We start from the raw sequence: 23,113 nt of genomic DNA on the forward strand, positions 1-23,113 counted from the left end.
GGCTTATTCCTTAAACGTGATCGCTAATTTATCCGCCAAGCGATTAACTTGGATTTTCGCGGCGTCGAAATCGAAACTATCCACTTCGAAGCGGATGGCTTTCAGCTCGGTTTCGGCGAGAAACGCGCCAAGCCTTTGTAAAACCGGTTCGACGTAGTCAGGATTCAAACTGTCCAGTGCGGTGTTCAACTGCTGTAAAAGGCTGCCGACCTGTTCCGCGTCGAAGGCTGTTGCGGCGACCGCTGCCGGTTTGCTCGGCAGTTTTAGTTGGTGTATGGCTTCAACAGCGGCGTTTAGCGCGACGTCCAGCGTCTTGATCAATTCCTTGATGTTTTGCAGGTCGCCGGTTTTGAATTGCGCGTCAACCTCAGTGGCCAGGCCGGCGATAACCGGTAAGGCCAGATTGCCGGCCACGCCTTTTAAAGCATGGGCGATGCGCCGGACCGCTTCGAGATTCTCAGGGTGCTCTTGTAGATTGCGTAGTAATTTGGCGCCGTCCGCGCCATGTTGCTCGGCAAAATTTAATAAGGCATCGGCGTAAATCAATGGATCCAGCCAGGTGGTCAAGCCTTTTTCGTAATCCGCGACGCCGGCCAACGGCGTGAAGTCCACGGCAACTTTCGGCGGTTCGGCGATGCTGAGGCCGGTATTGGCAATGCCTTGGCCTTTGGGCACCAGTCTTTCCATTTGCGTCAATAAGTCATCGACATCGATAGGTTTGCCGACAATGGTGTCTATGCCGGCATCCAGCGATTCGCGGCGTTCATGGCTCAACACGCTGGCGGTCAGGGCCAGAATCGGGATATGGCTGCCGCCGGGTTTTTCCAGTTCGCGAATTTGCCGGGTGGCGGCGATACCGTCCAGCACCGGCATTTGCAGGTCCATCAGAATCAAGTCGTAGTCGCCGCTTTGAAAGGCGTCCACCGCTTCCTGGCCGTTTTTAACCCAACTGACTTGATGGCCCTGCTGCTCCAGGCGCAAGCGCGCCAGCGTGGCGTTGGCTTCTATGTCCTCGGCCAGTAATACCTTGAAGCGGCGTGGGGAGAAATAAGCCACGTTATGCACAGAGCTGACATCGTACAGGCAGTTTTCCGCGCTGGCCGACTCCGGCATATGCACGGTGAAATGAAATACCGAGCCGACACCCGCCTGGCTTTCTACCCAAATCCGGCCGCCCATCATCTCGACAATTTGTTTGCTGATGGTGGTGCCCAGGCCGGTCCCGCCGAAACGGCGGCTGGTGGTGGCATCGGCTTGCGAGAAGGATTCGAAGATATGTTCGGTTTGTTCCGGGGTCATGCCGATGCCGGTGTCGCTAATGGCAAAATGCAACATTTCGACGCCTTCCGCGCGGGTGATGGTAACGCCTATGCTGCCGGTATCGGTGAACTTTACCGAGTTGCCGACCAGATTCAAAATCACCTGCCGCAAGCGGTTCGGGTCGCCGACGAAATGCGTGGGCAAGCCGGCTTCTATCGCCAAATCGATGCGCAAGCCTTTTTCGGCGGCGCGCAAACCCATGATTTGCAATGCCTCTTGCACCGCAAACGGCAGATTGAAACAGACCGACTCCAGCTCCACCTTACCGGCTTCTATTTTGGAAAAGTCCAGAATGTCGTTAATCACGCTCAACAGATGCCGGCCGGAACTGAGGATGGTTTTTATATGGCCGCGCGTATCACCGGCCAGGTTTTGATCTTGCAAGGCAACTTCGGCAAAGCCGATGACGGTATTCATCGGCGTGCGGATTTCGTGGCTCATGTTAGCCAGGAAATTGGCCTTGGCTTTGGCAGCCGCCTCGGCGGCTTCCTTGGCTAGTCTCAATTCCTGCTCGGCTTGTTTTTGCAGGCTGATGTCGGAAATAAAGCCGACGAATAGATGCCGGCCTTCGGAGATAATGCCGTGACCAACCGCCAAATTGGCGGGAAAGCGGCTGCCGTCTTTGCGTTGGGCGATGACTTCCCGCTCGATGCCGAGGATTTTGGCCTGATGGGTCGCCAAGAAATGTTGAATGTAACTATCGTGCGCGGAGGCATCGGGTTCCGGCATCAGTAGCGAGACATTTTTACCGACGATTTCCGCACTGCTCCAGCCGAACAGTTTTTCGGCGGCGGGATTGAACATCCGAATCAAACCGCTACTGTCGATGGAAATCACGCCATTGACTGCGGTTTGGACGATGGCTTTGACCTCCGTAGTCGCCATGGCCACCAGTTCTTCCAGATGCTCGCGGTACTTCAACAACTCGGCTTCCGCGGCCTTGCGTTCGGTGATGTCGGTGATGGAACCGACCATGCGCACCGGCCGGCCCTCAGCGTCGCGCAGCGCATCCCCTCGATCCAGCACCCAACGGTAGCTGCCGTCCTTGTGCCGCAAACGCAGTTCGGTGGTGTAACGCTCGTTATGTTCCAAGTGTTTGCGAAACGCTTCACTGGCGCGGGCTTTGTCGTCCGGGTGAATTAATTCGAAGAAAATTGATTCCACGTTAGGCAATTCACCGTCGGCATACCCGAGAATTTTGTTCCAGCGCGGCGATAAGTAGTATTCGTGATGCACAATGTCCCAGTCCCAGATGCCGTCGTTAACGGCCCGCTCGGCAAGCATATAGCGTTCCTCGCTGGTGCGCAGTGCCTGAGTGCGCTCGGCGATTTTCGCTTCCAGATTATGCTGGGCATCGGCCAGCGCATCGGTCATGTGATTGAAGGAACTGGCCAGTTCGGCGATTTCATCAAGACCGCTGACTGCGGCGCGCACCGACAAATCGCCGTCGCGGATGCGTCTGGCGGTGCTGGTCAGCCGTGAGATAGGCCGGACGATACGCCTGGCCAGGGCGTTGGCGATTATCGTCGTCAAGCCGACAAATACCAGCACGGTGATCAGCATCTGTTTTTCCAGGCGCTGAATCGGGGCCAGCGCCTCGGCCTGTTCGATATGCGCCATGATGCAACCGCCGCCGGTTTCCGGAATAGTGCGGAAACCATGAATAACCGCACGCTCACGGTAATCGCTGTCCATCATTTCCGCATTTTGCCGGGCCAGGCAGCTTTGCATCGCTTGCGCAGCGATGGGGTGGCTGTTGCCTTGTCGGCTGGCATAGCGCGGTTTGGTAACAAAAAAACCGCTGCTGTCGGCCAAGAAAGATTCGCCGGATTTACCCAGGTCGGGGTGAGCCGCAAAAATATTTTGAATCAGGCTAACCGGATAGCTGACCAACAATTGCCAGGGCAGTTTGGCATCTTTGGCAATCACATAATAAAAACGTGGCTGTTCCTGAACAGGTTTGCTGAAGTCGGCCAGTTGTCCTGGTTGAAAATCGTTTAAATCGGCAAGTGCGACGGGTTGCTCGCCGACGCTGACCGTGCCGGAATGGGTGTCGCGGCGAAAAAAAACCGCGCCGGCGGCACCTTCGGTGAGTAAATAGTCGTTCAAGAAATTAGCGGCGCAGGCGCGATTCAATTGCTCCGCCGCCACGCATTTCATTAGCACTTCGGCCAGGAAGGCGTGGGCACGGGTGTCGGCACGTTCCAGTACCAGTTTGAGTTGTTCATGGCGGCTTTCCGCCACGCGGCTGACAATCTTAAAGCGATCCGTGCGGATATTGTCGGTGGCAAACCGATAGGCCATGTAACCGACCGATAAAGTCGGTAACAGGATCAACAGCAACAGCAGAGCAATCAGGCGTTTTTGCAGCATGTTGGGCCTCAATGTTGGCAAGCAGGTCAGCCGACGTTATGCCATGGATGGTGGCGTTGCGGCAATACCTTACGCCAATCGACACCTTCATGAGGTTAAGATTCCTTGGGGCAGGGAATTGTCAAATGGCGGTGGTAGGGAAGTCTCGGAACCGAAGAGCCAATCTTGTGATTAACCCTAAGCTCAAACATCGTTTCCCCAAGGTGGTTGTCGTAAAAGCCAACACAGAACCCTCTATCTTCGGGAGAGGGCAGGGTGAGGGTATGCAGATCAATGCTGTATATCCCCCTCACCCCAACCCTCTCCCGCGAGGAGAGGGAGCTTTTACGACTGCCGATGCAGGTGGGAGACCTCTTGCCTGGATTCGCTCGGTGGTCTACCGGCGCTCACTTTCGAGGAAATGATAGCTTCAGGGAGTCTAAGAGTCAGGTGCAGCAGTTAAACTTATTTGCGCAGTGCATTAAAAAAACTAAACTCGGGCGCGCCGCCGTCGTTCTCGAAAAACACAAAACAATCGTTAAACCATTTTACAAAGCGGTCGGCATGCTCGGCGCTGCCGATGGGATATTGGCGCATTTTCCAGCGATTGCGGGCCGAGTCGTTACGATAGATGCCGCCGGCGTTGTAAGCGCATGCCACTTTCGGCGGATCAAAGTGGGTTTGCTTCCATTGTCCGGCGATGTAGGCGGTGCCGGCCTGAATCGAATTGCTGGGGACTAATAGCCAGGCTTTGTCGATATCGTCTTTATTCAAGGCCGCTCGGGCGGTGGAAATCAAAGTCTGCATCAAACCCGGCGAAATTTTGTGTGGCGTACGCACTTCGTCGATAAAGCCAGGTTCTTCGCGCACCGCGTTTTGATTGCCGGACGATTCGGTGCAGATCGTGGCGATAATGAGTTCTACAGGTACGTTTAACTCGGTAGACCAATGCGTCAACGCACTGCCGTATTGGCTCCAGATTTTGGCAACTGTTTTCGGCTCGCCGCCGCTACCTAGTGGCGCATTGTCGTTACCTACCAATAAGCCGTGCACGGTTAATTGCCAGGGCACGCTGTCTTGATAGGCATGTTTGGCCTTTAATTCGTCGAGTAAATCTTTACCTATAATCGTGCTGCCGGCGTCGTTGGCGGCAGGGCGTTGCGTATTCGGGAAGCTGTCGTCCTGGAACAAACTGCTCCAGGTTAACGGGCCGACAATGCCGTCGCTGTCCAAACCGCGACTGGTTTGAAATGCCACGACCGCTGCGGAGGTTTTGGCGCCGAATAATCCGTCGGGTTGGCCGACACCATTAATCTGCAAAGCTTTTAACCGCGTTTGTACTTCAAGAACATCGCGGCCGCGCAGCATAGGCAGTTGAAATTTAAGAGGGCGACTAAAGGCCATGACCGGCTCCTATCTGCTAAAGGCTTATGGGCAGCCGGGAATTGACGCTTTGATCCCGGCGATGTCGTTTAACAAGCGCCGATGATGGTCGGCGTAGCGGCTTTGGGCGGCCTGCGCGGCAGCTTGACTCTCATTTTGTTGCAATTGTTTCAGCGCTTGGCAACTGCCGGTGTCGTTGATTTGGAAACGAATCGCAGCCAGTTCGGCGTTATGTAGAAAAAAGGTGGCGGCCGGTTTTAAGTCGCCGGGGGCTTGCAGAAATTCGCGGGCACAACTGTGCAGCTTTTGATTGTAAGGTGTGGCGGCGGCTGTGCTGGTTTGTTCGCTACGCAGCAAACGCAGCGACTCGCACCAATTTTCGAAATACTGGGCGCGTTTGCCTACTACGGCCTCGGCATTGGCCCAATCGGTTGTCAGGTGAATGCCTTGCTCTAGTTGCTCGGCGGCGCATTGGTAGTTTTTGACGCTGTCGGTGTTTTGTTTGGCCAGTCGGTAACAGGCATCGCCTTTTAGCAAATGCAGCTGATTGCAGGCCTCGTCGTCGACTTTGCAATCGACTTCCGCTGCGGCGATTTCCTGCCAATTGTTTTCAGCGGCGGCTTCCTTAAAGTTTTTCAATTGCCGGGTCGCGCAGCCGGAGACTAACAAAACTGCTATTAACAGGGGCATGATGAATTTAAGATTCCGCTTCATGACGCTTGGCCCTCCAGAATTTTGGTGATCATGCCGGCGACCGGTTTGTCTTCGGCTTGCAGCTTCTCGGTCACCACGATCAAGCTATCAAGGTCTTTCAATGCGTCCGGGTTTTGATGCAATTTGTCCACGGCTTGTAACACCGATTCGTAACCGCCGGTGTTACCGAACATGGCCGGGTCGCGGGCCAAGATCAAGGATTTCAATTCCCGGTCGGCGGCGGTGCGATGGAATTCGTCCAGGCCTTCTTCAAATTGTTCTAAGGTTTGAAAGCCGCCTAGCTCGGCGTATTTTTCGAACAAATCCGCCGAATTGGCGTTGCCGATGAAATCGTTGACGGCCTCTTTCAGAAACTTGGGATTTTCCATTTGCGCCTGGAACGCGTTACGAAATAACGGGCTTTGCCGCAGCAACATGAAGCCGGTGTTGTCGTCGACCGGCTCCAGCGTCAAACCGGCAGCCGGCGAGATCGGCATGTGTAAAATCCGGGCTTTCCATTTTTGGTAATAAATACCGGTCAATTTGACGGTACCGGCCACTACCGCGGCGATCAATGCCGCTGGCGGCATAAAGGTGCCCAGGGTGGCACCGAAGGTTTTCACGGCGCTGCCGACGATGTCGGTTAAGGGACCGTCCTGATCGAGTGCGGTTTGCGTGTCGGTGACCGCGTGCAGTGCATCTTCGATCTTGCCTTTGCCCATCAGGCCTTTAGCGACATTCACGCCTTTTTCGACTTTGTTAGCCAGATCGACGTATTTGCCGCCGATGTCTTTGGGCAATAAACCGGCCACGGTACGGGCCAAGTCGATGCCATTGCTGACGGTTTCCAGCATAGAACCGGTTTTGGATTGCTGTTGCTGGCTGACGGCTTCGTCGCGTTGGGTCGTGGCTTCGTGGGCTTGCTGCAATGCGGCGCTTTCGGAATCGCGATTTTGCCCGCGCGCGCCGAAATAAAAACCGATGATGGTGCCGAGGATACCGCCCAATACGTCCGGGAACTGGTTGTTGGGTAAGGCTAAAAACAGCATAGAGGCGGTGACGATCAGCATGGCGATCACCCCGCGTATCGTGCCTTCCGGCAGACCTGCCGGGCTTTGAAAGAACAGCGCCAATTGTTTTTCGCGGGTGCAGGTTTCCAGAAAGGTTTTTTGCAGATGCCGCAGATACAGCAAAAAGGCGAGCACAACTATCGCCAAGATGCCCAGCGTAATTAAAAAATGAATGGATAGGGCGATGGGTTTGTCTTCGCCGTTAACGGCCGCGGTTTGGGCGACAACGGAAAGCGGGAGCAGGCTCAGCCCGGCGTAAGCCAAGGCTTTAAGTCGATATGTCGGTTTGTGCATAAGTCCGCCTTTTTGGTAACGATCCGGTTGATCGATTAAGGTCTCTAGTTAGGCTTGCCGGGCGGATGATATACCCGGTCTATCTGGCGGTCTAGTAATCGATGTCTGCGACTCCGGACCGGTTTTTTCTGCCAATTTCGATTTTCTTATCCTACAGACTCGGTCTCGCATGACGGCTGTACCGGTTTGTTGATGCGAATAATCGGTGAAGTCCATATCGGGTGGCGGCGCTCCTGGCGGTAATAGGTTTCGTAAAGCGCTTGATAAACCAATTCAGACGCGGCCCACCTTTCCTTGCAAAAACTCGACAGCATTAATCCTGAAACGCCGCCGCACACCAACCCCAGTAACATCAACTTGTCGATAAACAATACCAAAGTAAAGATCGCCAATATCAAGGTCAGGCTGCGCGCCAGTTTGGATTGAATTTGCAGGGCCTCCACCTTGGCGACCACCGGATTATCGTTATCCCTGAGTCTATCCAAGGCTTCATGATATTTACTAAGCAAGGGATCATTGGTAGATAACGCCAGATTTTGCGCGCGCCGGTACCAACTATCCGACTTCAGACGTTTGCGGTCTCGATACAAATAATCGTAAGTGGTATTGAGTAAGTCGTGCGACAGGCGTTTGACGATGAGGGAAACTGCCAGCGTCAGTAGCAGAAAAATCAGCGCGCCCGTTGTGCTGGCGGCGAAAGGGTTGGGCAAATGCTGCAAGACAGGGTGAATCTGCTCTCGATAATTAAAAAACACTGCTACCAAAGTAGCGGACGGCAGAGCGATGCCGACTTGTTCGACCGGGTCTGTGAATAGTTTGCCGATCAGCCTACTAAGCGGGTTTGACATTTTGTCCCTCCTTCTAAGTTGGGAAAAATGAGTTGCGGGACGCCGTGCGCCCGGGTTGCTTTGACCGTTGGTCATTAAATAGCAAACGCGACGAAACAGCAACTCAATTGATGAGGTGATTATGCCGAAATTCGGTTGTGTAGAGATGTACGGAAATACCAAAGGTTTGGATGCATTTTTCACTTTCCGATCAGTAAAAAATAATTGGAATTAGTAGGCCTGACCTTAAATTCATTTTGGGAATGCTTCATTATCACCGCGATCTAAATTCTCGTCGCTCCCGCGAAAGCGGGAGCCCAGGGAGAGTTAAAAAACTAGATTTCCGCATACCCAGGAATGACGAGTTTTAAAAACGATTTCGGCTGGATACATTTGATTACCCGATAAAATCAGGTAAAACTGGAGTACAGTAAACGAATAAAGGTTCCTCAAACATCGAGTTATCCCCACCCTTGGAAGGCATCGTAAAAGTCGAAGCAATTCCCTCTCCTTTATGCCTCGCGCGGGTACGCGAGGAGAGGGGGCTTTTACGACAACCTCCTTGGGGAAATGGCGGAATTGCGGTTTTTGGGGTATCCCGATAACTACAAAAGGGGAGTGCGTCATGATAGACCAGCAAAAACTAACCGAGCTTTATCAGGCTTTTGTCAAATTCTTATGCGTGGTTTGGGCCTGGCTTAAATCGACCTGGCAAGCGCAATCCAAACCTAAACCGGGTACCGACCAGCCCGACGGCAGTGAGCCTAAGCGTTCGCCGATATGGTTATACGTGCTGTTGGGGATTTTCGTACTGTCGCTATTCGCCGGCGGCGAGCGCATCCAGGGCCAGGAAATACCCTATAGCCAGTTTCTTACCCTGGTTAACGACAATAAAGTCGAAAACGCCGTCGTCACTCAGCGTTTCATCAACGGCACATTAAAAGAGGAAGACAAAAAAATCGGCAAGCATTTCTTCACCGTGCCCTTGTGGGACGAGTCGCTGGTTAAAAACTTGCAAGAGCATCAAGTCGAATACGTAGTCAGAAGCGGTGACAACTGGTTAAGCAATTTACTGTTTAACTGGGTGATTCCCGTCGCGATCTTTGCCGGGCTGTGGATGTGGTTGCTGCCGAAGATGAGCGGCGGCGCAGGGCGCGGCTTTTTGAATTTGGGTAATAAAATCCGCATCCAGCAGGAAACCTCGAAAACCACCTTCGACGACGTCGCCGGCTCGGAAAGTGCCAAGCAGGAGTTGAAGGAAACCATAGAGTTTTTAAAATCCCCGGAAAAACTGCAAAAGCTGGGCGGGAGGATGCCGAAAGGTGTGTTGCTGGTGGGTTCGCCGGGTACCGGTAAAACCCTGTTGGCCCGCGCGGTATCCGGTGAAGCCGGGGTGCCGTTCTTTAACATCAGTGCCTCGGAATTTATCGAAATGTTCGTCGGTATCGGCGCGGCGCGGGTGCGGGATTTATTCGAACAAGCCCGGCAAAAAGCCCCGTGCATTATCTTCATCGACGAACTGGACGCGATAGGCCGCTCGCGCGGCGGTCCGGCGATGCTGGGCGGCAACGACGAACGCGAACAGACCCTGAACCAGTTATTGACCGAAATGGACGGCTTTGACGCCACCTCCGGCGTAGTCGTGATGGCGGCTACCAATAGACCGGAGATACTGGATAAAGCCCTAATGCGCGCCGGCCGTTTCGATAGACAAATTGTGGTCGATAAACCCGATCTGGTGGATCGTGTGGCGATTCTGCAATTGCATAGCAAAGCCATGCAATTGGATAAAGACATCGACTTGACCACTGTGGCCAAGCGCACGCCCGGTTTCGTCGGCGCCGATCTGTCCAACATTGCCAACGAAGCGGCCATACTGGCAGCACGCGGCGGCCGCGACTCCGTTAACATGGCCGATTTCGAAGCTGCCATTGATAGAGTGATGGCCGGTCCGGAAAAGAAAAACCGTATCCTCGGCCCGGACGAAAAGCGCCGGGTGGCGTATCACGAGGCCGGCCATGCTTTGGTCGCGGAAAATGTCCCCACCGGTCAGCCGGTGCATAAAATATCGATCATCCCGCGCGGCGTCTCAGCGCTGGGCTTTACCTTGCAACTGCCGGTCGAGGAAAAATATCTTTCCACCGAAAACGAGCTGAAAGATCAGTTGGCTATTCTGCTGGGTGGCCGCGTAGCCGAACAGCTGGCTTTGCAAAGCATCTCCACCGGCGCCCAAAACGACCTAGAAAAAGCCAGCGAAATAGCCCGTAACATGGTCTGTTACTTGGGGATGAGCAAAAAACTGGGGCCACAAATCTACGGCCAACGCCAGCAACTGCAATTCCTGCCAGGCGATATGTCCGAACAACGCAATTACAGCGAGGAAACCGCGCGCGTGGTCGATGCGGAAATTAAGGGTTTAATCGAAGACGCCGAACGCCGCGCGCAAAAGATATTGAGCGAGAAACGCGGTTATTTGGATAAGTTGGCGGAGTTGCTGCAAGAGAAAGAGGTGATTCAGCGGGAGGAGATGGTAGCGCTAATTGGCGGTGGGAAATAAATCGCCGCACTTGGCACATACCGTCATTCCCGCGAAAGCGGCAATCCAAAAATGCTCCAACCATAACAAATAAAGCTCCCTCTCCAGCTGGAGAGGGTTGGGGTGAGGAGAATAAAATGAGGGAGCGGGAATGGTTTCCAACAAAGCAAGCATTTTGCTCTGAGAGTGGAAGCGTTTAGGCAAGCCCTAAAACAAAAACGCTTTGGAATATTGACGAAACAGTTGACCTTTCCTATCAAAAATCTCCGCGCTACACCAAGGCCTGCCCTTACCAATATCCACCGAAACTCGGGTAAAGCTCTCGTCGCCGATAAAGCCTTCACCCTCGTAGCGATATTCAATCCGGTCGCGCAACCTGCGGCTACCGTCCGACCACTGCATAAATTCCAGCGTCCTGCCGCCGTAAAAATCGCTTTGGCTTTCGTGCGGGTAGGGCCAATAAAATGGCGATGATACCAACGAGGTCAACAAAAACTGTGGGTCCTGGTAGCAACGCATCCGTGCAAAACTGGAGTTGTGCACGTCTCCGGACAAAAACACCACGTCGCTAATCCCTTCCACGCGAATGAATTCCAGGATCATGCTGCGCTCGTCGTTAAAGCCGGCCCATTTGTCATCGCTGCCTTTCATAGGCTTAGGGTCCGGGAAGAAAGGGACGCTGGACACCACGAATTTAAAGGGCGCATTGCGGTATTCATGCAACCACTCCAAAAACGCATTGAGCTGCTCGCGGCCGAGCATGGTTTTACCTTCTATGCTGGTCGCTTCGCTAATCCGCAAGGTGCGGGTATCCATCACGAAAAACGGAAATGGTCCTTTGTCGAAGGTATACCAAAACTGACCGTTGGGAGTATCGGGATTATGGAGGTGCTGGTAAGAGGCATAGGCCCGCATCCGCGTCGCGAAAAAACCGCTGTTCTCATCGCGCATCTGGTTTTTCGACCAGTCGTTACGAATTTCATGATCGTCCAGAATCATATAAGTGGGCACGCAACTCATCAATTCGCGGATATTCGGCAATTTAAATGACTTGCGATAAATCTCGCACAACTCGTCGAAGTTGGAATACTCATGCAACTTGTTCAAGGGATCGGCATACACCTGATCACCCACCGCCAAAAAGAAATCCAACGGATTTTGTTGATGCTGAGTGAAAATGGAACGGAAAGTCTTGTCCCCTTTTTCTGCGTCATTCAAGACAAAATTGTCCCAATACAAATAGCGGCAGGAACCGAATACAAAATTTAGCGTGGTATCGTTGCTGGGCCGGTGAGTTTTAAACGTGGTGCCGACTTTTTCGGTGCTATTCACGACTGGTCCCTGCACCAAAACATCGGTAGCCGGCGCTTGTGCGTCACGCTTATAGATAAGACCGCATTCCACCCGATAAGCGGTATTGGCTTTTAAGCCATCGAATTTCACTACTCCGGTAAAATCGTAATAATCCTTTAAAAAGCAATATTTCGACGCGACCAATTTGGCGCCATCGTATACATCAAAAGCACCGTAACAAAACTCGCGACTGGCATGATTAGGGCCTTTCGCGCCGCGTATCCAGATTTTGACCGAAGTGTCGGTGGTGTGGCCGATGATGGGGCCTAGGGTGATGGTCATGTTGGTTCCTCTTATTTGACTCGTCTTGGGTGTTGCCGATGCTCAGAAGTCTATTTCAGGAGGCTAGGGCGCAGAGCTGATAGAGTGAACAACTAGTCGATCACACAGGTATTATCCGGACGTAGCTTTTGGTTAAGCTTGGTTGGCGTTCTTTTCGCCACACGCCATCGCCAGTTTCACTATCTCGATCACCCTTGCCGTTAGTATTACCCTCAATTGTTATGAGTTTTTCTTTTACTGTAGTTTGATCTTTTACAACTAAAGCAATATGTGAGAAATCGAATATAACGAAATCGCCGGCCTTGGCTTTTTCTGTTTCCGGCAGTACGAGCAAATTTTTTTGTTTTGCCCATTTTTCCCAACCAAACGCACTCGCATCTTTACAGCGCCATTTATCCGCTAGGGAAAACGATGGCAAATTTAATGCTTCTCGAACTCTCTCATCTTCGAGCCATTCCCGCATTATCCAGGCTGTAAACGCTGCGCACCAAGGCCATGCACCTGGTGCCAACCAAGTTGCCCCCTGATACTCGACTATGCGTGCGCCGGTATTGTTTGTGGCGCCTTCGCGGGTGCCGACCTCATTTTCTGCAATTGCAATCAATTTAGCTACGTTTTCATTCATTTTTTGTCTCCTATGAGTTGCTCCAGTGTCAATATTTGAAAAACCTCGCAATATCATTCCTCGTGTTAACGCGAAGCCGTTGCGCGATTTTCCACATCTGCTACAAGTCCAGCTGTTTGAGGACCATTCAACTTTGCTTTACTCAAAAACGACGCAAGATCCTCGGCGTTTGCTCTAAGGATATCAGGGGGAGTTTCTCGTAAAATCACCAATGTGTTGACAATACCACTCTGATTCGCGAGCTTTGCTGATGCCACTTCAATAAGCTGCGGGATGATGTTGGGATCCGTACTCCACTGGCGAATTAGTTCGGTCGTCGCTTCGATTCGCGCGGGTTTACTGGAGTCAAAGATCTTGTCAATTAAAACTCTACGCTTTCTATCCAACTCGGAAAGCGCTGCGGTTGCTTGTGATTTTTCCCGCTCACTTCCTTTTACCTGAAATGTTTCGAGAACGGTGGTTGCTATCAACTTTTCGGCTAACTGCGTGACAAATTGCTGATCGACGAATCCTGACATAGTTAGTAAAGCTGCATCACGAGTTTCCTGTTTTTGAAGGTACGGAATGAATTTCTCAACTGTCTGCGCAGTTGAGAGGCGACTTTGTAAATAGGCGACGCCGACCTGAAGAAGCGATACGAGGACTGCAACCGTCGAGACTCCGATTGTCATGCGTTGTAGTTTCTTTTGCTCGAACTCAAGCCGTTCTCTTTCGAGCTTTGTTCGCTCTAGAGAAATAAGTTCTTTTTCTTCAAGAGTTTCAGCGTCCATATTTGCAATTAAGGAGGGATTTGCTCAGTATCATAAAAGCCTAGGCAATTAACAATCAGCTTTGCCTCGGGGAATCTGACCATTTTTCCGATTTATATATTTACCGGTAATTCAGACAAATCTAGTTTCTAGGGTCATCCGGTAAAAACGAACCTGTAACCTGTTTGAAAGCGTCCGAAGTTTTCTTTCCCGGTACGCCATCAATCAATACGAACACACCAGAAAAGGTATTAAGCCAGCGTTGCAAATCCTCAGCCTGTTTAATCGTGCTCAGGTCTTCGGACTTGGTTTCGGAATAACTGACTACCAATGGGGTGGGCGATTCAACAGGTCGTGGCTGATCGGTAAAGTCAATTTCACCAAGCTCTGCCATTCGTCGCAACAAAACCGCTGCTCCGCATTGCCTGGAAATCGCCGTGTCTGACCATGTGCCGTCGGCAATGTACTTTCCACTGCTGTAATGATTCGAAAAAGACCAAAGGTAAGGACTTAAAACTTCAGGGTGGTGCTTTCGATAACCCCAACCGTTGTAGGCTTCCAGCTGATAGAGCACTCCGGCGGTAGACCAATCGTTATTCCCATTAAGATTATGCATCACTAGTGCATCGGAAGCGCTTTCTTCCCAGGTAAAAGGCGGATTGCCTGTGCGTGGGCGGCCAGCAGGGACTTGAACGGTACGAGCAGTGAGTGGGTCACCATTATGCAAGTGTTTCGAGAATTTTTGACTGGATTCCATGTTATGAATCACGGCAATGAAAAACCACGGTATTCCCAAGTTATTGCCGATATTTTGGTAACGAGCGCGATTGGCAATTAGTTGATCACATAATTTTCCAACCTCTGTTAGTTTACCTGCGTTTATGATGCAGGTATTGAATAATCGGTCATATTCGATTCGTAATGCGGGCGTGAAGTTGATTCCTGCCATTTTCCCTCCAAAATACATTCGGATTTAATGCCTATAAATTAATTAATAGTTGATTTTTCACCGATAAAAATCTACGGTCGTAAATTGATTGTTTACTATGACTGTGTCAGTTAAAACTTTGTTGGTTGCGCCAGCCGGTTTGGGTGAATTTGTAACAGCCAAGAAAATATCTTTTGGTATGTCGCCTGGAGGAAGTTCGTTAAATTTACACACATTAAGAGGTTTGTTGTTTTTGTCAGTAGCCGTCACGCAATCGAATAATTCCAACGAACCAGCCTCTTCGAAGCGTATTTGCGTTTGTAATTGATCAAGGCTCAAATGGCCTTCATAACCGCGCATTCTCATAGTGAAAAATCTCCATTGATTTTTGGGAACCTCTAAAAACTCTCTTTCCCTCCGGATCTAGGGTGAGGGATGTGAACAATTGATTTTAATTCCCCGATCCCAACCTTCTCCCCGTGAGAGAAGGAGTTTGCTTTATTTTTAGAGGCTCCCTTTTTGGTGTATAAGTAGAATGACCTAACTGGTTGGAATCAGACCAACCGTAATAAATTGCTGTTTGATTTCGGTCAGATCGTCTTTAAATGTTACACCTTTGTTTTTTTCTTCGCTGACATCCCGAATACATTCGATTAGCAGATTTTTGGCGTCTGCAACTGAAATAGTTGCTTCCGTATTTTCTCCAAGAATCTTGCATCCGTTTAGATGAACTAACCCTTTACTCAGGGGGCCGAAGCTGGTTTTTACCTTGGCTAGATTTTGTTCCGTAATGTTTTTTAAGCTACTGGTGATGGAAGCTCGCATTTTCACGTCGTCTTCTGTAGCAAGTTGCGGCATTAATAAGTCCTTAGTCAGTTTTTCCTCGGCAACTTGCTTGCTACCAGCATTTTTCTTGATTGAGTTAATCGCGTGTTGAAGAGTACCGGCGTTGTAATAGTCAATTAGATCATGCACCGCTTGTGCCCATGAGTATCCGTTTTGGCCTGATGTCGAAGTTGATTGCATGCCGGTTGCGATCATCCTATAGAGTTCAGCACGATCGGCATTCATCTGCATAATTAATGCGGGTACTGTGGATTCGTAAATAAAGTTTTTGTCGAAGGCGATATTGGTACCGGATATACCGGTGGATAGAGCAGCCAATAGTGTTTTGGTACCTGCAGTACCAACGGCAGTTCCGGCTAGGTTTAGCGATAGCTCCGCAAAGTCGAAGACCATGTCTTTTGTACGTTGTTGTAATCCGGCGTTATTAACGAACTAGGCATAACGCAAATCAATTAACCAAAAATGAGAAATCCCCCGGCTCTGCCGGGGAGACAGCTGAAGTTTGACATTTAGAGGAGTCCATCAGGACACTCGGACGCGTGAGCCGCCAAGCAAACGCGAAGAGGAGAGCCTGATGGACGAGAACGAGAGCTTAAGTCACTCGAAATGGGAGTGCAAATATCATGTGGTGTTTATTCCGAAATGCCGTCGCCGAACGCTGTACAAGGAGTTGCGTAAACATTTGGGTGAGGTGTTTCGAAGGCTAGCGAGCCAAAAAGAGAGTCGAATATTGGAAGGTCACTTGATGCCGGATCATGTGCATATGCTGATTTCGATTCCGCCGAAATATGCGGTTTCACAGGTAATAGGTTACATCAAAGGGAAGAGCGCGATTCATTTGGCACGGGTTTATGGTGAAAAGAAGCGAAATTTTGTAGGCCAGCATTTTTGGGCAAGAGGTTACTTTGTATCGACCGTGGGTCGGGATGAGACGATGATTCGGGAATATATCCGGCATCAAGAACAGGAAGACCAGCGAATTGAACAACTGAACCTTTGGCAATGAGTCGCCGCTTATTGGCGGCTATTATGAAAGGGCCGCGTTAGCGACCCTATTTACCGCTTTGAGCGGTTCACAACATAAAGCCCCCGGCTTTGCCGGGGGATACTTTACTGTCAGGGCTTGGCTGATTGCTATATTGCGGGTTGAAGGATCAGTAATTTGGTTGGAGTCGAACTTTTCTAATTTCGGCGTGATCTCGGCACTGATCTTATCGATATCTATTGGGGATTCAGGTGAACCATTTAGCAAAGAACAGCCAGAAATAATTAATGAAGCGAATAAAATAATGAACTGCTTGAAATAATGCATAGTGTAAAGTCCACTTTTCAATAAGTTGAAAATCAAGATTTATCCTGATGAAAGTTTGATCATATTGCTTTGAAATTGCCAGTTGTTTTCCGTACCAGTACAAACGTACTGGATTTATTTCAAAACTTACCGCGAGTAGAATCAAATAAAGGCGTTTACTGGGAGATTTGTGATTGTGAATATTTTGTTAATTGACGACCATTTCTGCGCCCGTGAGGGCGTGGCGTGTTTGTTGAAACAAATCATCCCTGAGTTGCAAGTGTTCGAAGCTGAGAGCCTTGACGACGGGTTGCTGTTGGCAAAGCAAACGCCGTTGAATCTGGTTATGTTGGATGTGCAATTGCCCGGAAAAGACGGGTTGGCGGGTCTGGAGGAATTGAAGGAAGCCTTTCCGGATTTGTGCGTGGTGATGTTTTCCGGGTTGGGCGATAGGGAGTTGGTTTTTCAGGCGCTGCGTTTGGGGGCGATGGGGTTTATCGTTAAGACAGTGTCTCGGCAGGTCTTTGTCGATGCGTTGCGGGATGTATTGGCTGGCAAGGTGTATTTGCCGGCATCGGCGGTGGGGCCGCAACGCGTCGTTAGTTTGGATGCTAGTAGTGTTACAGAAATACCCGGCGTAACTGATTCGGCCAGTTTAGGTCTGACGCCGCGAGAGTTCGAGGTGCTGACTTGGTTGGTGCAAGGGATAGGCAATAAGCAGATTGCTCGGCAGTTGGGGATAGAAGAGCAAACTGTGCGCAATCATCTGCGGCCGATTTATCAAAAATTTGGGGTCGCTAAGCGTACTGAGTTGTTGGTTAAAGTGTTTGAGCGGGGGATTGTGTTTGGAAAGCCGGGGGTGGGCAATTGATGGCTTCGAAGTTGGGGTATTTATATAAAATCTCCCCTGGCCCCTCTTCTTCAAAGAGGGGAATTAATAGCGCCAAAGCTTAACTTTACGCCATTGGTTAATAAACGGATTTTCTTTGTCGACTATCCTTCACACGGATTTGGTTATCTGCATGGTTTTAACCATGGTTTCCCTCAGTGCTTTGGCACCGGCAGGTTTACGCAGAATGGCGGTGTGTTCCGGTAACGTAACTTTCTCTTGGTCTGAGATGGCGCGGGCGGAGAGGATCATGGTCGGCGCTGGGCCGCAGGAAGCGTGAACGGCGGCGATGATATCGTGAGCAGTTTCGCGGTTGCCCAGGTAAAAGTCGGTGATTAATAAATCCGGGTCTCTATCGTTTTCGGCTAGCAATTCGGCGGTTTCCGCCAGCGAAGACGCTTCTTGCACGAGGCAGCCCCAGGCCCTTAGTTGCTTGGCGATGGCTTGTAATACCTCGGCATCGTCGTCCACCACCATCACAAAGTAGCCGGAAAAGTCGCCTTCTTTATCTAATCCGCTGGTTGCAGCCGTTGTCGTCTCGGCAATCGGTAGTTGGAGTTTAAAGTCGCAGCCAAAACGCGAACCACATACCAAGCGCAGACTGTGTTCTGGTAAACATTTAACGGCTGCGGCCACATAAGCCAAGCCTATGCCCAGGCCCGGCACTGTGTTGTCGTTCTGGCGACGCTGGTTGCGAACAAATTCCTTGAATACCTCTTCGCGCATGTCTGCCGCAATCCCCGGGCCGCTGTCGCAAACATGCAAGGTCAGATGTTGCTTGCCGGTTTTGACTGCCGACACCAGTATCCAGCCGCTCTCGGTATATTTGATGGCGTTATCAAGCAAATTGCCGAGGATTTGCCGCAGGATGTTGCTGTCGCTGCATAGGTTGTAAGGCTCCTGGCGGCGTAAAACTACTTTAAGCCGGATACCGCGCTTGGCGGCTTGCGGGGCGTATTGATTTTCCAAGCCGGTCAGCAGCGTATTCAGATCGATACTGGTCGGCTGCGGAATTTGCCGACCAGTTTCCAGGTTGGCGATATCCAATACGTGGTTAAAGGCGGCGTTCAATTCGTCTATCACCATGCCCATGCGATTGAGCATAAACGCCGCGCCATTGCTAGGTGGGTTTGTTTGCGCGGTGTCCAATACCGCGGCATAGCAGGCCAAGGCTTGCAGAGGTTGGCGCAGATTGTGGCCCATTTGCTGTAAGAAGCGGGTTTTGTCGTCGGCGCTGAGTTGAGCTTTACGTTTTTCGCGGAAGGATTTGCGGGCGTAAGCTTCCAGTTGGCAGCGGGTGCAGACGCCAAAGATATTGACGATGCAAAGATTTAGGATAGACGGGATCAAGTCAATCACGGTCAGTCCAAGCCAATAGCCGGCTATCGGCATGGTTAGCGCGGTGCTCCAGCCAAAACCTATTGTTGCCCGCAAAGACATGAACATTTGCCCGTAACTGAAAAAATACATGGGCAGCAGGGCCGGCCAGGTTTCAGCGTAGTAGCGGGGGTTGCCGTCGTATAACAAGACGGCGATTAAATTGGCTGCGGACAGTCCGGCGCTGAGTTTGGCGATGGTGTTGATTTTGGCTACCGCTTCCACGCAGACATGTAGATATCTGAATAAACCCACCAGCACCAGGACGATAGGCAGCCTTAACAACGCTTCGGTATTTGAGGTATTGCCAATCTTTAGATCCAGCAGGATGTAGGCCAGGAATGCGGCGGCGCCCAAGCCCAGAGCCCATTTTAGGGGGCTAAGCAACACCAGATAACGTTCTTCCCAAAATTGTCGTTCGGTGTCTTCGTCAAACTGGGGGATGGCAAATAGTTTGATGGGGCTGAGCGACAGCTTGGTATCGAGTAAACGCTCGAGCGGGCGACGGGCGGGTGCCCGAAAAAAAGCCTGGCTGGAAAAATGCTCTATGAATGGATTTGGTTTGCGCATGCCGCGGGTCCCGGTCGCAACCATCGTACTCGGTGCGGCGCAAAGGGCGCATCAGTTTTTCCGATAGCCAAGTTATTGTTGTTTTTGTAGTTTGGCTTTATTCTCTCTATTCTGGCGGGCTTAAGCAAGTTAAGTTAGCTAACGCACAGACAGGTTCTGCTGGCGTTAAACGCTTTTTCGCCAGCGTTGGTAGAGCAGACGTAAAATCAGTGCGCATTGCAGCGCAGCACAGGCTAACGCAGAAAATGCAGACTCTGCCCACAGCGGAAAGAATAAGGCTGAAACGCCGGTCATGCCGATGGCGGCAAACAGGCCGGGGAGGATGCCGTACAGCAGCGCTGCGGACAGTAAACTCAGGCTAAACGCGCGTTGCGGATTTTTGCCGTAGCAAAAAAACAGGTAAATGGTGCAATCGCGTAGTACTAAAAGTGCGATAGCCAGTGGATAGGCATGCAGGGAGATGTCCAGCCAGGCAAATCGTTGCTCTTGGAAGCTTAGAAATATCGCAAACGGCAGGCTTAGTGCAAAACTCAATGCGCTCATGGGCAGTTCTTCGCCAACTCGGCGCCAGTTGGCTTGTCGGTAATAGTCCAGCAAGCGCTTGATACGCATTGGTTCGTGCCGTTCGACGATCACTCCGACGTAAGTCAACACACTGCAAACCGCAAAAGCAGCCAGGGAAAACGAGTAGCTGGAGCTGGGAATAAAGCCGCCCAAATACACGATCAAAAACAGCGTAAAACCCAGCCAGGCCCAGGGTAAATTTCGCAACCCCAAGTCTTGTGCCAACAAGCGATAGCTGCCCATCATGCACCAGAATAAGGCGAAAAATAGGCTTATTTGGTGCAAAGTCTGCGCGTTAACAGTCAAGCTGTACCAGGAATTACTTTGGAAATTACCGGGCAAATAATTTGCCGTATCGGTTAGATCGGTCAGTGACGGCATGAAAACGATAAAACCCACCAGTACCAAAATCAGTATCGACCCGGTTTTAAGCTGACCGCGTTGCACTGCCAGTAAACCCAGCAATAGACCGGTGCTTTGCACCAATAATGCGGTGCCAATAGTGTAAAAAAACAGCAAGGGTAGGGCGGCCGGATTGTCGGTGGCTAGCGCATGAACCAATAAACAGATGCCGGCGCAATACCAGGCCATGCTGGTGCTACCAAGCAGTTTGCCCCAGGTCATTTGCCAGGGGCCGAGGGCGGACAAGCGTTGCGTGTCCCAGGTACGGTCACGGTACTCCTCGACGATGCTGTCCAGGCTTTGCCGGGTGCCCCATAGCAGCGTAATCAGCATGAATAGCGTCAGCGCGGCTTGCGCAGTTATGTTGCCTAGTCGGTAGTCATCCAGGAAATAGGTTAAGGTAAACACCGCGCCCAACACCACAGGCGCGCCGACCAGCCGGGCTTGCGAGCATTCCAAAATCAGTTGGCGTTCAAATTCGGGATTCAGATTCATGAGCTGTGGCGGATGGTTTGCAGATAAGCGTCTTGCAGATTGCTGGTTGCCGGAGCGAATTCGCAGACCGGTAAATCCAGCGCGATGAGGGCTTTCAATACTTGGTGTTGTTGCGCGGCATCGCCGTCGCCGTCGAGCTGCAATAAGGCTTGTTGTTTATCGTCGCTATTCAGCACCTTAATACCGGGCAGGGATTGTAGGTGCAGGAGCAGGTTTTCTATCGGATTAGCTAGCAACAATTTAAACGGTTTGAGCAATGACGGCGCCTTTACCACCACTTGCTCGACGATCCGACCCTGGCGCAGCACCAGCATGTCGGTGCAATAGGCTTCCAGCTCGGCGAGGATGTGCGAGGACACCAGTAGTGTCATGCCTTGGGCTTGCAAGTCCAGAAACAGCTCGGCTAGTTCGTGGCGGGCTTCCGGGTCCAGGCCGGAGGCTGGCTCGTCGAGTAACACCACCGGCGGTTTGTGGATGATGGCTTGCGCTATTGCTACCCTTTGCCGCAAGCCGCGCGATAATTCGGCTGGGCTATTTTCCAATCGATCTTGGATATGCAAACGCCGGCTGACATCGTCGATAGCGGCAGCGCAATTAGCTTCAAGAATACCCTGGGCGCGGGCCACGTAATGCAGGCATTGCCGCACAGTCAAGCGTTGATAAAGTCCGAAAAAATCAGACAGATAGCCGATGATCCGATGGCAATCGCGCGGTTGTTCCAACACGTCGATGCCGGCGATATTGATCGAACCGCTGACCGGTTGATCCAAGGCTGCCATGCAACGCAGAAGCGTGGTTTTGCCGGCACCGTTAGGGCCGACCAGCGCAGTAATGCTGCCGGCGGCGATGTTGAACGACACATCGTCCAAAGCGCGCAGGCCGGGGTATTCGAAAATCAGCTTGTCGACGGTGATCATGGTTAGTTTTAATCGGGACTTGGGTAGAAATAATGCTGGTTCGATGATACCGCTTTTTTGTGTGCCGGACGCCGATTATCGGCCTGCCGTGCTTGGGTATGAATTTTGCTGGATTTATTGGGTGGGTTTGGCGGTGTCGCCAAAGGATGCCAGAAATTAAGGCGTATCCGCTTGCGGCTTGCCCATGCGGCGGGCTGCGAAACTGTGTATTATTACTCATTATGTAGGCACTTTATCGCGAGGGTGAATTGATGCCAATTGCGATACAGCCAAGCGTGCCCAGTGAGTTGTTATTTTTAATTATCAAGTAGGAGAAATGAATGCATAACGTCACGTTGATTAAAGGTGATGGTATTGGCCCTTCGATCATGGATGCCGCAGTGGCGGTGATCAACGCTTCGGGTGCGAAAATTCATTGGCATGAGGCGGACGCCGGCATGTCGGCGTATGAAAGAACCGGTACGCCGCTGCCGGATGCCACGATGGAATCCATCGCCCAAACTCGGGTGGCGTTTAAAGGCCCGTTAACCACGATGGTTGGCGAGGGTTTTAGAAGCATCAACGTCGAACTGCGCAAACAATACGATCTCTACGCCAACGTGCGCCCGGCAAAAAGCTGGAAGGGTGTAAAAACCCGTTACGACGATGTCGATATTGTCATCGTTCGCGAGAACACCGAAGGCTTGTATGTGGGTTTGGAGCATTATCTGACGCCGGCCAAAGACATCGCCGAAAGCTTGGCAGTAGTAACCAAGGCCGGTTCAGAGCGCATCGTCGAATATGCATTCAAATATGCTATCGACAACAATCGTAAGAAAGTAACGGTCTGTCATAAGGCCAATATCTTGAAATACACCCAGGGCTTGTTCTTGAGAGCTGCGAGGGAAGTGGCGGCAAAATATCCTGATATTGAATTTGACGAAAAAATTGTGGACGCGGCCTGCATGCACATGGTCATGAAACCGGAACAATTCGACGTAGTCGTAACCACCAATATGTTCGGCGACATTTTGTCCGATTTGACCGCCGGTTTGGTAGGCGGTTTGGGCTTGATTCCCGGCGCGAATATAGGTGTCGATGCAGCTTTGTTCGAAGCGGTACATGGCAGTGCACCCGACATCGCCGGCAAAAATATCGCTAACCCTACCGCAGTGATGATGGGAGGCGTCATGATGCTTAATCATTTGGGCGAACACGAAGCGGCTACCCGCATGCAAAACGCCATTGAAAAAGTTGTGAACGGTGGTGTCTATGTAACCCCGGACTTGAACCCTGACAGTAAATACGGCACCAAGGAAATGGGTCAGGCCATTGTTGACGCGATGAGTTGATTTTATTGGAGGAGGCGGT

At 51.3% G+C, this 23,113-nt stretch carries 19 protein-coding genes; 4 read left to right on the plus strand and 15 right to left on the minus strand.

Annotated elements, in window-relative coordinates; translation table 11 throughout:
• Positions 1-3: 3 nt before the first annotated feature.
• From G006_RS26750 to G006_RS0100270, 5 genes are all read right to left on the minus strand, one after another.
• A complete protein-coding gene (locus G006_RS26750) occupies positions 4-3,693 on the minus strand; it encodes a PAS domain S-box protein (RefSeq protein WP_020481139.1) in 3,690 nt (1,229 codons plus the stop codon).
• 444 nt (positions 3,694-4,137) lie between these two features.
• Positions 4,138-5,076 (minus strand): peptidoglycan-binding protein, encoded by a 939-nt coding sequence (locus G006_RS27430; protein WP_020481141.1) that lies wholly within the window; start codon positions 5,074-5,076, stop codon positions 4,138-4,140.
• Between the two features lie 24 nt (positions 5,077-5,100).
• Entirely contained in the window at positions 5,101-5,769 is a 669-nt protein-coding gene (locus G006_RS0100260) for a hypothetical protein (RefSeq protein ID WP_020481142.1), read from the minus strand.
• Positions 5,766-7,112, minus strand: a complete 1,347-nt coding sequence (locus G006_RS0100265; RefSeq protein ID WP_020481143.1) for a hypothetical protein — start codon at positions 7,110-7,112, stop codon at positions 5,766-5,768. Before G006_RS0100265 ends, G006_RS0100260 begins: the two co-directional genes overlap by 4 nt.
• A 146-nt stretch (positions 7,113-7,258) precedes the next feature.
• A complete protein-coding gene (locus tag G006_RS0100270; RefSeq protein ID WP_020481144.1) occupies positions 7,259-7,960 on the minus strand; it encodes a hypothetical protein in 702 nt (233 codons plus the stop codon).
• A gap of 604 nt (positions 7,961-8,564) precedes the next feature.
• Here G006_RS0100270 and ftsH point away from each other — a divergent pair.
• The gene (gene ftsH, locus G006_RS0100275; RefSeq protein WP_020481145.1) at positions 8,565-10,496 is read left to right on the plus strand and encodes an ATP-dependent zinc metalloprotease FtsH; all 1,932 of its coding nucleotides are present in this window, start codon (positions 8,565-8,567) and stop codon (positions 10,494-10,496) included.
• 186 nt (positions 10,497-10,682) lie between these two features.
• Here ftsH and G006_RS0100280 read toward each other — a convergent pair whose 3' ends face one another.
• The 6 genes from G006_RS0100280 to G006_RS0100305 all read right to left on the minus strand — a co-directional run bounded on the left by G006_RS0100280 (position 10,683) and on the right by G006_RS0100305 (position 15,651).
• A complete protein-coding gene (locus tag G006_RS0100280) occupies positions 10,683-12,110 on the minus strand; it encodes an alkaline phosphatase D family protein (RefSeq protein WP_020481146.1) in 1,428 nt (475 codons plus the stop codon).
• A 100-nt stretch (positions 12,111-12,210) separates the two neighbouring features.
• Complete coding sequence (locus tag G006_RS0100285) at positions 12,211-12,735, minus strand: CHAP domain-containing protein (RefSeq protein WP_020481147.1); 525 nt, start codon at positions 12,733-12,735, stop codon at positions 12,211-12,213.
• A 65-nt stretch (positions 12,736-12,800) separates the two neighbouring features.
• On the minus strand, positions 12,801-13,505 hold the full coding sequence (locus tag G006_RS0100290; RefSeq protein WP_020481148.1) for a hypothetical protein: 705 nt from the start codon (positions 13,503-13,505) through the stop codon (positions 12,801-12,803).
• A 121-nt stretch (positions 13,506-13,626) separates the two neighbouring features.
• A complete protein-coding gene (locus tag G006_RS0100295) occupies positions 13,627-14,433 on the minus strand; it encodes a hypothetical protein (RefSeq protein ID WP_033193948.1) in 807 nt (268 codons plus the stop codon).
• A 57-nt stretch (positions 14,434-14,490) separates the two neighbouring features.
• Complete coding sequence (locus tag G006_RS0100300; RefSeq protein ID WP_152428767.1) at positions 14,491-14,778, minus strand: hypothetical protein; 288 nt, start codon at positions 14,776-14,778, stop codon at positions 14,491-14,493.
• Between the two features lie 174 nt (positions 14,779-14,952).
• On the minus strand, positions 14,953-15,651 hold the full coding sequence (locus G006_RS0100305; RefSeq protein ID WP_020481151.1) for a hypothetical protein: 699 nt from the start codon (positions 15,649-15,651) through the stop codon (positions 14,953-14,955).
• A 181-nt stretch (positions 15,652-15,832) separates the two neighbouring features.
• Here G006_RS0100305 and tnpA point away from each other — a divergent pair, with 181 nt between their 5' ends.
• Entirely contained in the window at positions 15,833-16,264 is a 432-nt protein-coding gene (gene tnpA / locus G006_RS0100310) for an IS200/IS605 family transposase (RefSeq protein WP_020481152.1), read from the plus strand.
• A 21-nt stretch (positions 16,265-16,285) separates the two neighbouring features.
• On the opposite strand, the gene G006_RS0100315 is transcribed toward tnpA, so the two are convergent.
• Positions 16,286-16,606, minus strand: a complete 321-nt coding sequence (locus tag G006_RS0100315) for a hypothetical protein (protein WP_020481153.1) — start codon at positions 16,604-16,606, stop codon at positions 16,286-16,288.
• Positions 16,607-16,745: 139 nt separating this feature from the next.
• On the opposite strand from G006_RS0100315, the gene G006_RS0100320 reads away from it, so the two are divergent.
• Entirely contained in the window at positions 16,746-17,420 is a 675-nt protein-coding gene (locus G006_RS0100320; RefSeq protein ID WP_152428768.1) for a response regulator, read from the plus strand.
• 129 nt (positions 17,421-17,549) lie between these two features.
• Here G006_RS0100320 and G006_RS0100325 read toward each other — a convergent pair whose 3' ends face one another.
• The 3 genes from G006_RS0100325 to G006_RS0100335 all read right to left on the minus strand — a co-directional run bounded on the left by G006_RS0100325 (position 17,550) and on the right by G006_RS0100335 (position 21,763).
• Positions 17,550-19,385 (minus strand): hybrid sensor histidine kinase/response regulator, encoded by a 1,836-nt coding sequence (locus G006_RS0100325; RefSeq protein ID WP_152428769.1) that lies wholly within the window; start codon positions 19,383-19,385, stop codon positions 17,550-17,552.
• Positions 19,386-19,550: 165 nt separating this feature from the next.
• Positions 19,551-20,846 (minus strand): ABC transporter permease, encoded by a 1,296-nt coding sequence (locus G006_RS0100330; protein WP_020481156.1) that lies wholly within the window; start codon positions 20,844-20,846, stop codon positions 19,551-19,553.
• Positions 20,843-21,763: an ABC transporter ATP-binding protein gene (locus G006_RS0100335; RefSeq protein WP_020481157.1), complete on the minus strand. Its 921-nt coding sequence runs from the start codon at positions 21,761-21,763 to the stop codon at positions 20,843-20,845. The genes G006_RS0100330 and G006_RS0100335 overlap by 4 nt, the downstream gene beginning before the upstream one ends.
• Positions 21,764-22,083: 320 nt before the next feature.
• Here G006_RS0100335 and G006_RS0100345 point away from each other — a divergent pair, with 320 nt between their 5' ends.
• Entirely contained in the window at positions 22,084-23,094 is a 1,011-nt protein-coding gene (locus G006_RS0100345) for an isocitrate/isopropylmalate dehydrogenase family protein (RefSeq protein ID WP_020481159.1), read from the plus strand.
• Positions 23,095-23,113 lie beyond the last annotated feature (19 nt).

It is taken from the genome of Methylomonas sp. MK1 (assembly GCF_000365425.1).
Taxonomy (GTDB): Bacteria; Pseudomonadota; Gammaproteobacteria; order Methylococcales; family Methylomonadaceae; genus Methylomonas.

Coding starts and splice junctions, on each gene's coding strand:
- G006_RS26750 (WP_020481139.1), bottom strand. CDS start 3,693: ATGCTGCAAAAACGCCTGATTGCTCTGCTGTTGCTGTTGATCCTGTTA.
- G006_RS27430 (WP_020481141.1), bottom strand. CDS start 5,076: ATGGCCTTTAGTCGCCCTCTTAAATTTCAACTGCCTATGCTGCGCGGC.
- G006_RS0100260 (WP_020481142.1), bottom strand. CDS start 5,769: ATGAAGCGGAATCTTAAATTCATCATGCCCCTGTTAATAGCAGTTTTG.
- G006_RS0100265 (WP_020481143.1), bottom strand. CDS start 7,112: ATGCACAAACCGACATATCGACTTAAAGCCTTGGCTTACGCCGGGCTG.
- G006_RS0100270 (WP_020481144.1), bottom strand. CDS start 7,960: ATGTCAAACCCGCTTAGTAGGCTGATCGGCAAACTATTCACAGACCCG.
- ftsH (WP_020481145.1), top strand. CDS start 8,565: ATGATAGACCAGCAAAAACTAACCGAGCTTTATCAGGCTTTTGTCAAA.
- G006_RS0100280 (WP_020481146.1), bottom strand. CDS start 12,110: ATGACCATCACCCTAGGCCCCATCATCGGCCACACCACCGACACTTCG.
- G006_RS0100285 (WP_020481147.1), bottom strand. CDS start 12,735: ATGAATGAAAACGTAGCTAAATTGATTGCAATTGCAGAAAATGAGGTC.
- G006_RS0100290 (WP_020481148.1), bottom strand. CDS start 13,505: ATGGACGCTGAAACTCTTGAAGAAAAAGAACTTATTTCTCTAGAGCGA.
- G006_RS0100295 (WP_033193948.1), bottom strand. CDS start 14,433: ATGGCAGGAATCAACTTCACGCCCGCATTACGAATCGAATATGACCGA.
- G006_RS0100300 (WP_152428767.1), bottom strand. CDS start 14,778: ATGAGAATGCGCGGTTATGAAGGCCATTTGAGCCTTGATCAATTACAA.
- G006_RS0100305 (WP_020481151.1), bottom strand. CDS start 15,651: ATGGTCTTCGACTTTGCGGAGCTATCGCTAAACCTAGCCGGAACTGCC.
- tnpA (WP_020481152.1), top strand. CDS start 15,833: ATGGACGAGAACGAGAGCTTAAGTCACTCGAAATGGGAGTGCAAATAT.
- G006_RS0100325 (WP_152428769.1), bottom strand. CDS start 19,385: ATGCGCAAACCAAATCCATTCATAGAGCATTTTTCCAGCCAGGCTTTT.
- G006_RS0100330 (WP_020481156.1), bottom strand. CDS start 20,846: ATGAATCTGAATCCCGAATTTGAACGCCAACTGATTTTGGAATGCTCG.
- G006_RS0100335 (WP_020481157.1), bottom strand. CDS start 21,763: ATGATCACCGTCGACAAGCTGATTTTCGAATACCCCGGCCTGCGCGCT.
- G006_RS0100345 (WP_020481159.1), top strand. CDS start 22,084: ATGCATAACGTCACGTTGATTAAAGGTGATGGTATTGGCCCTTCGATC.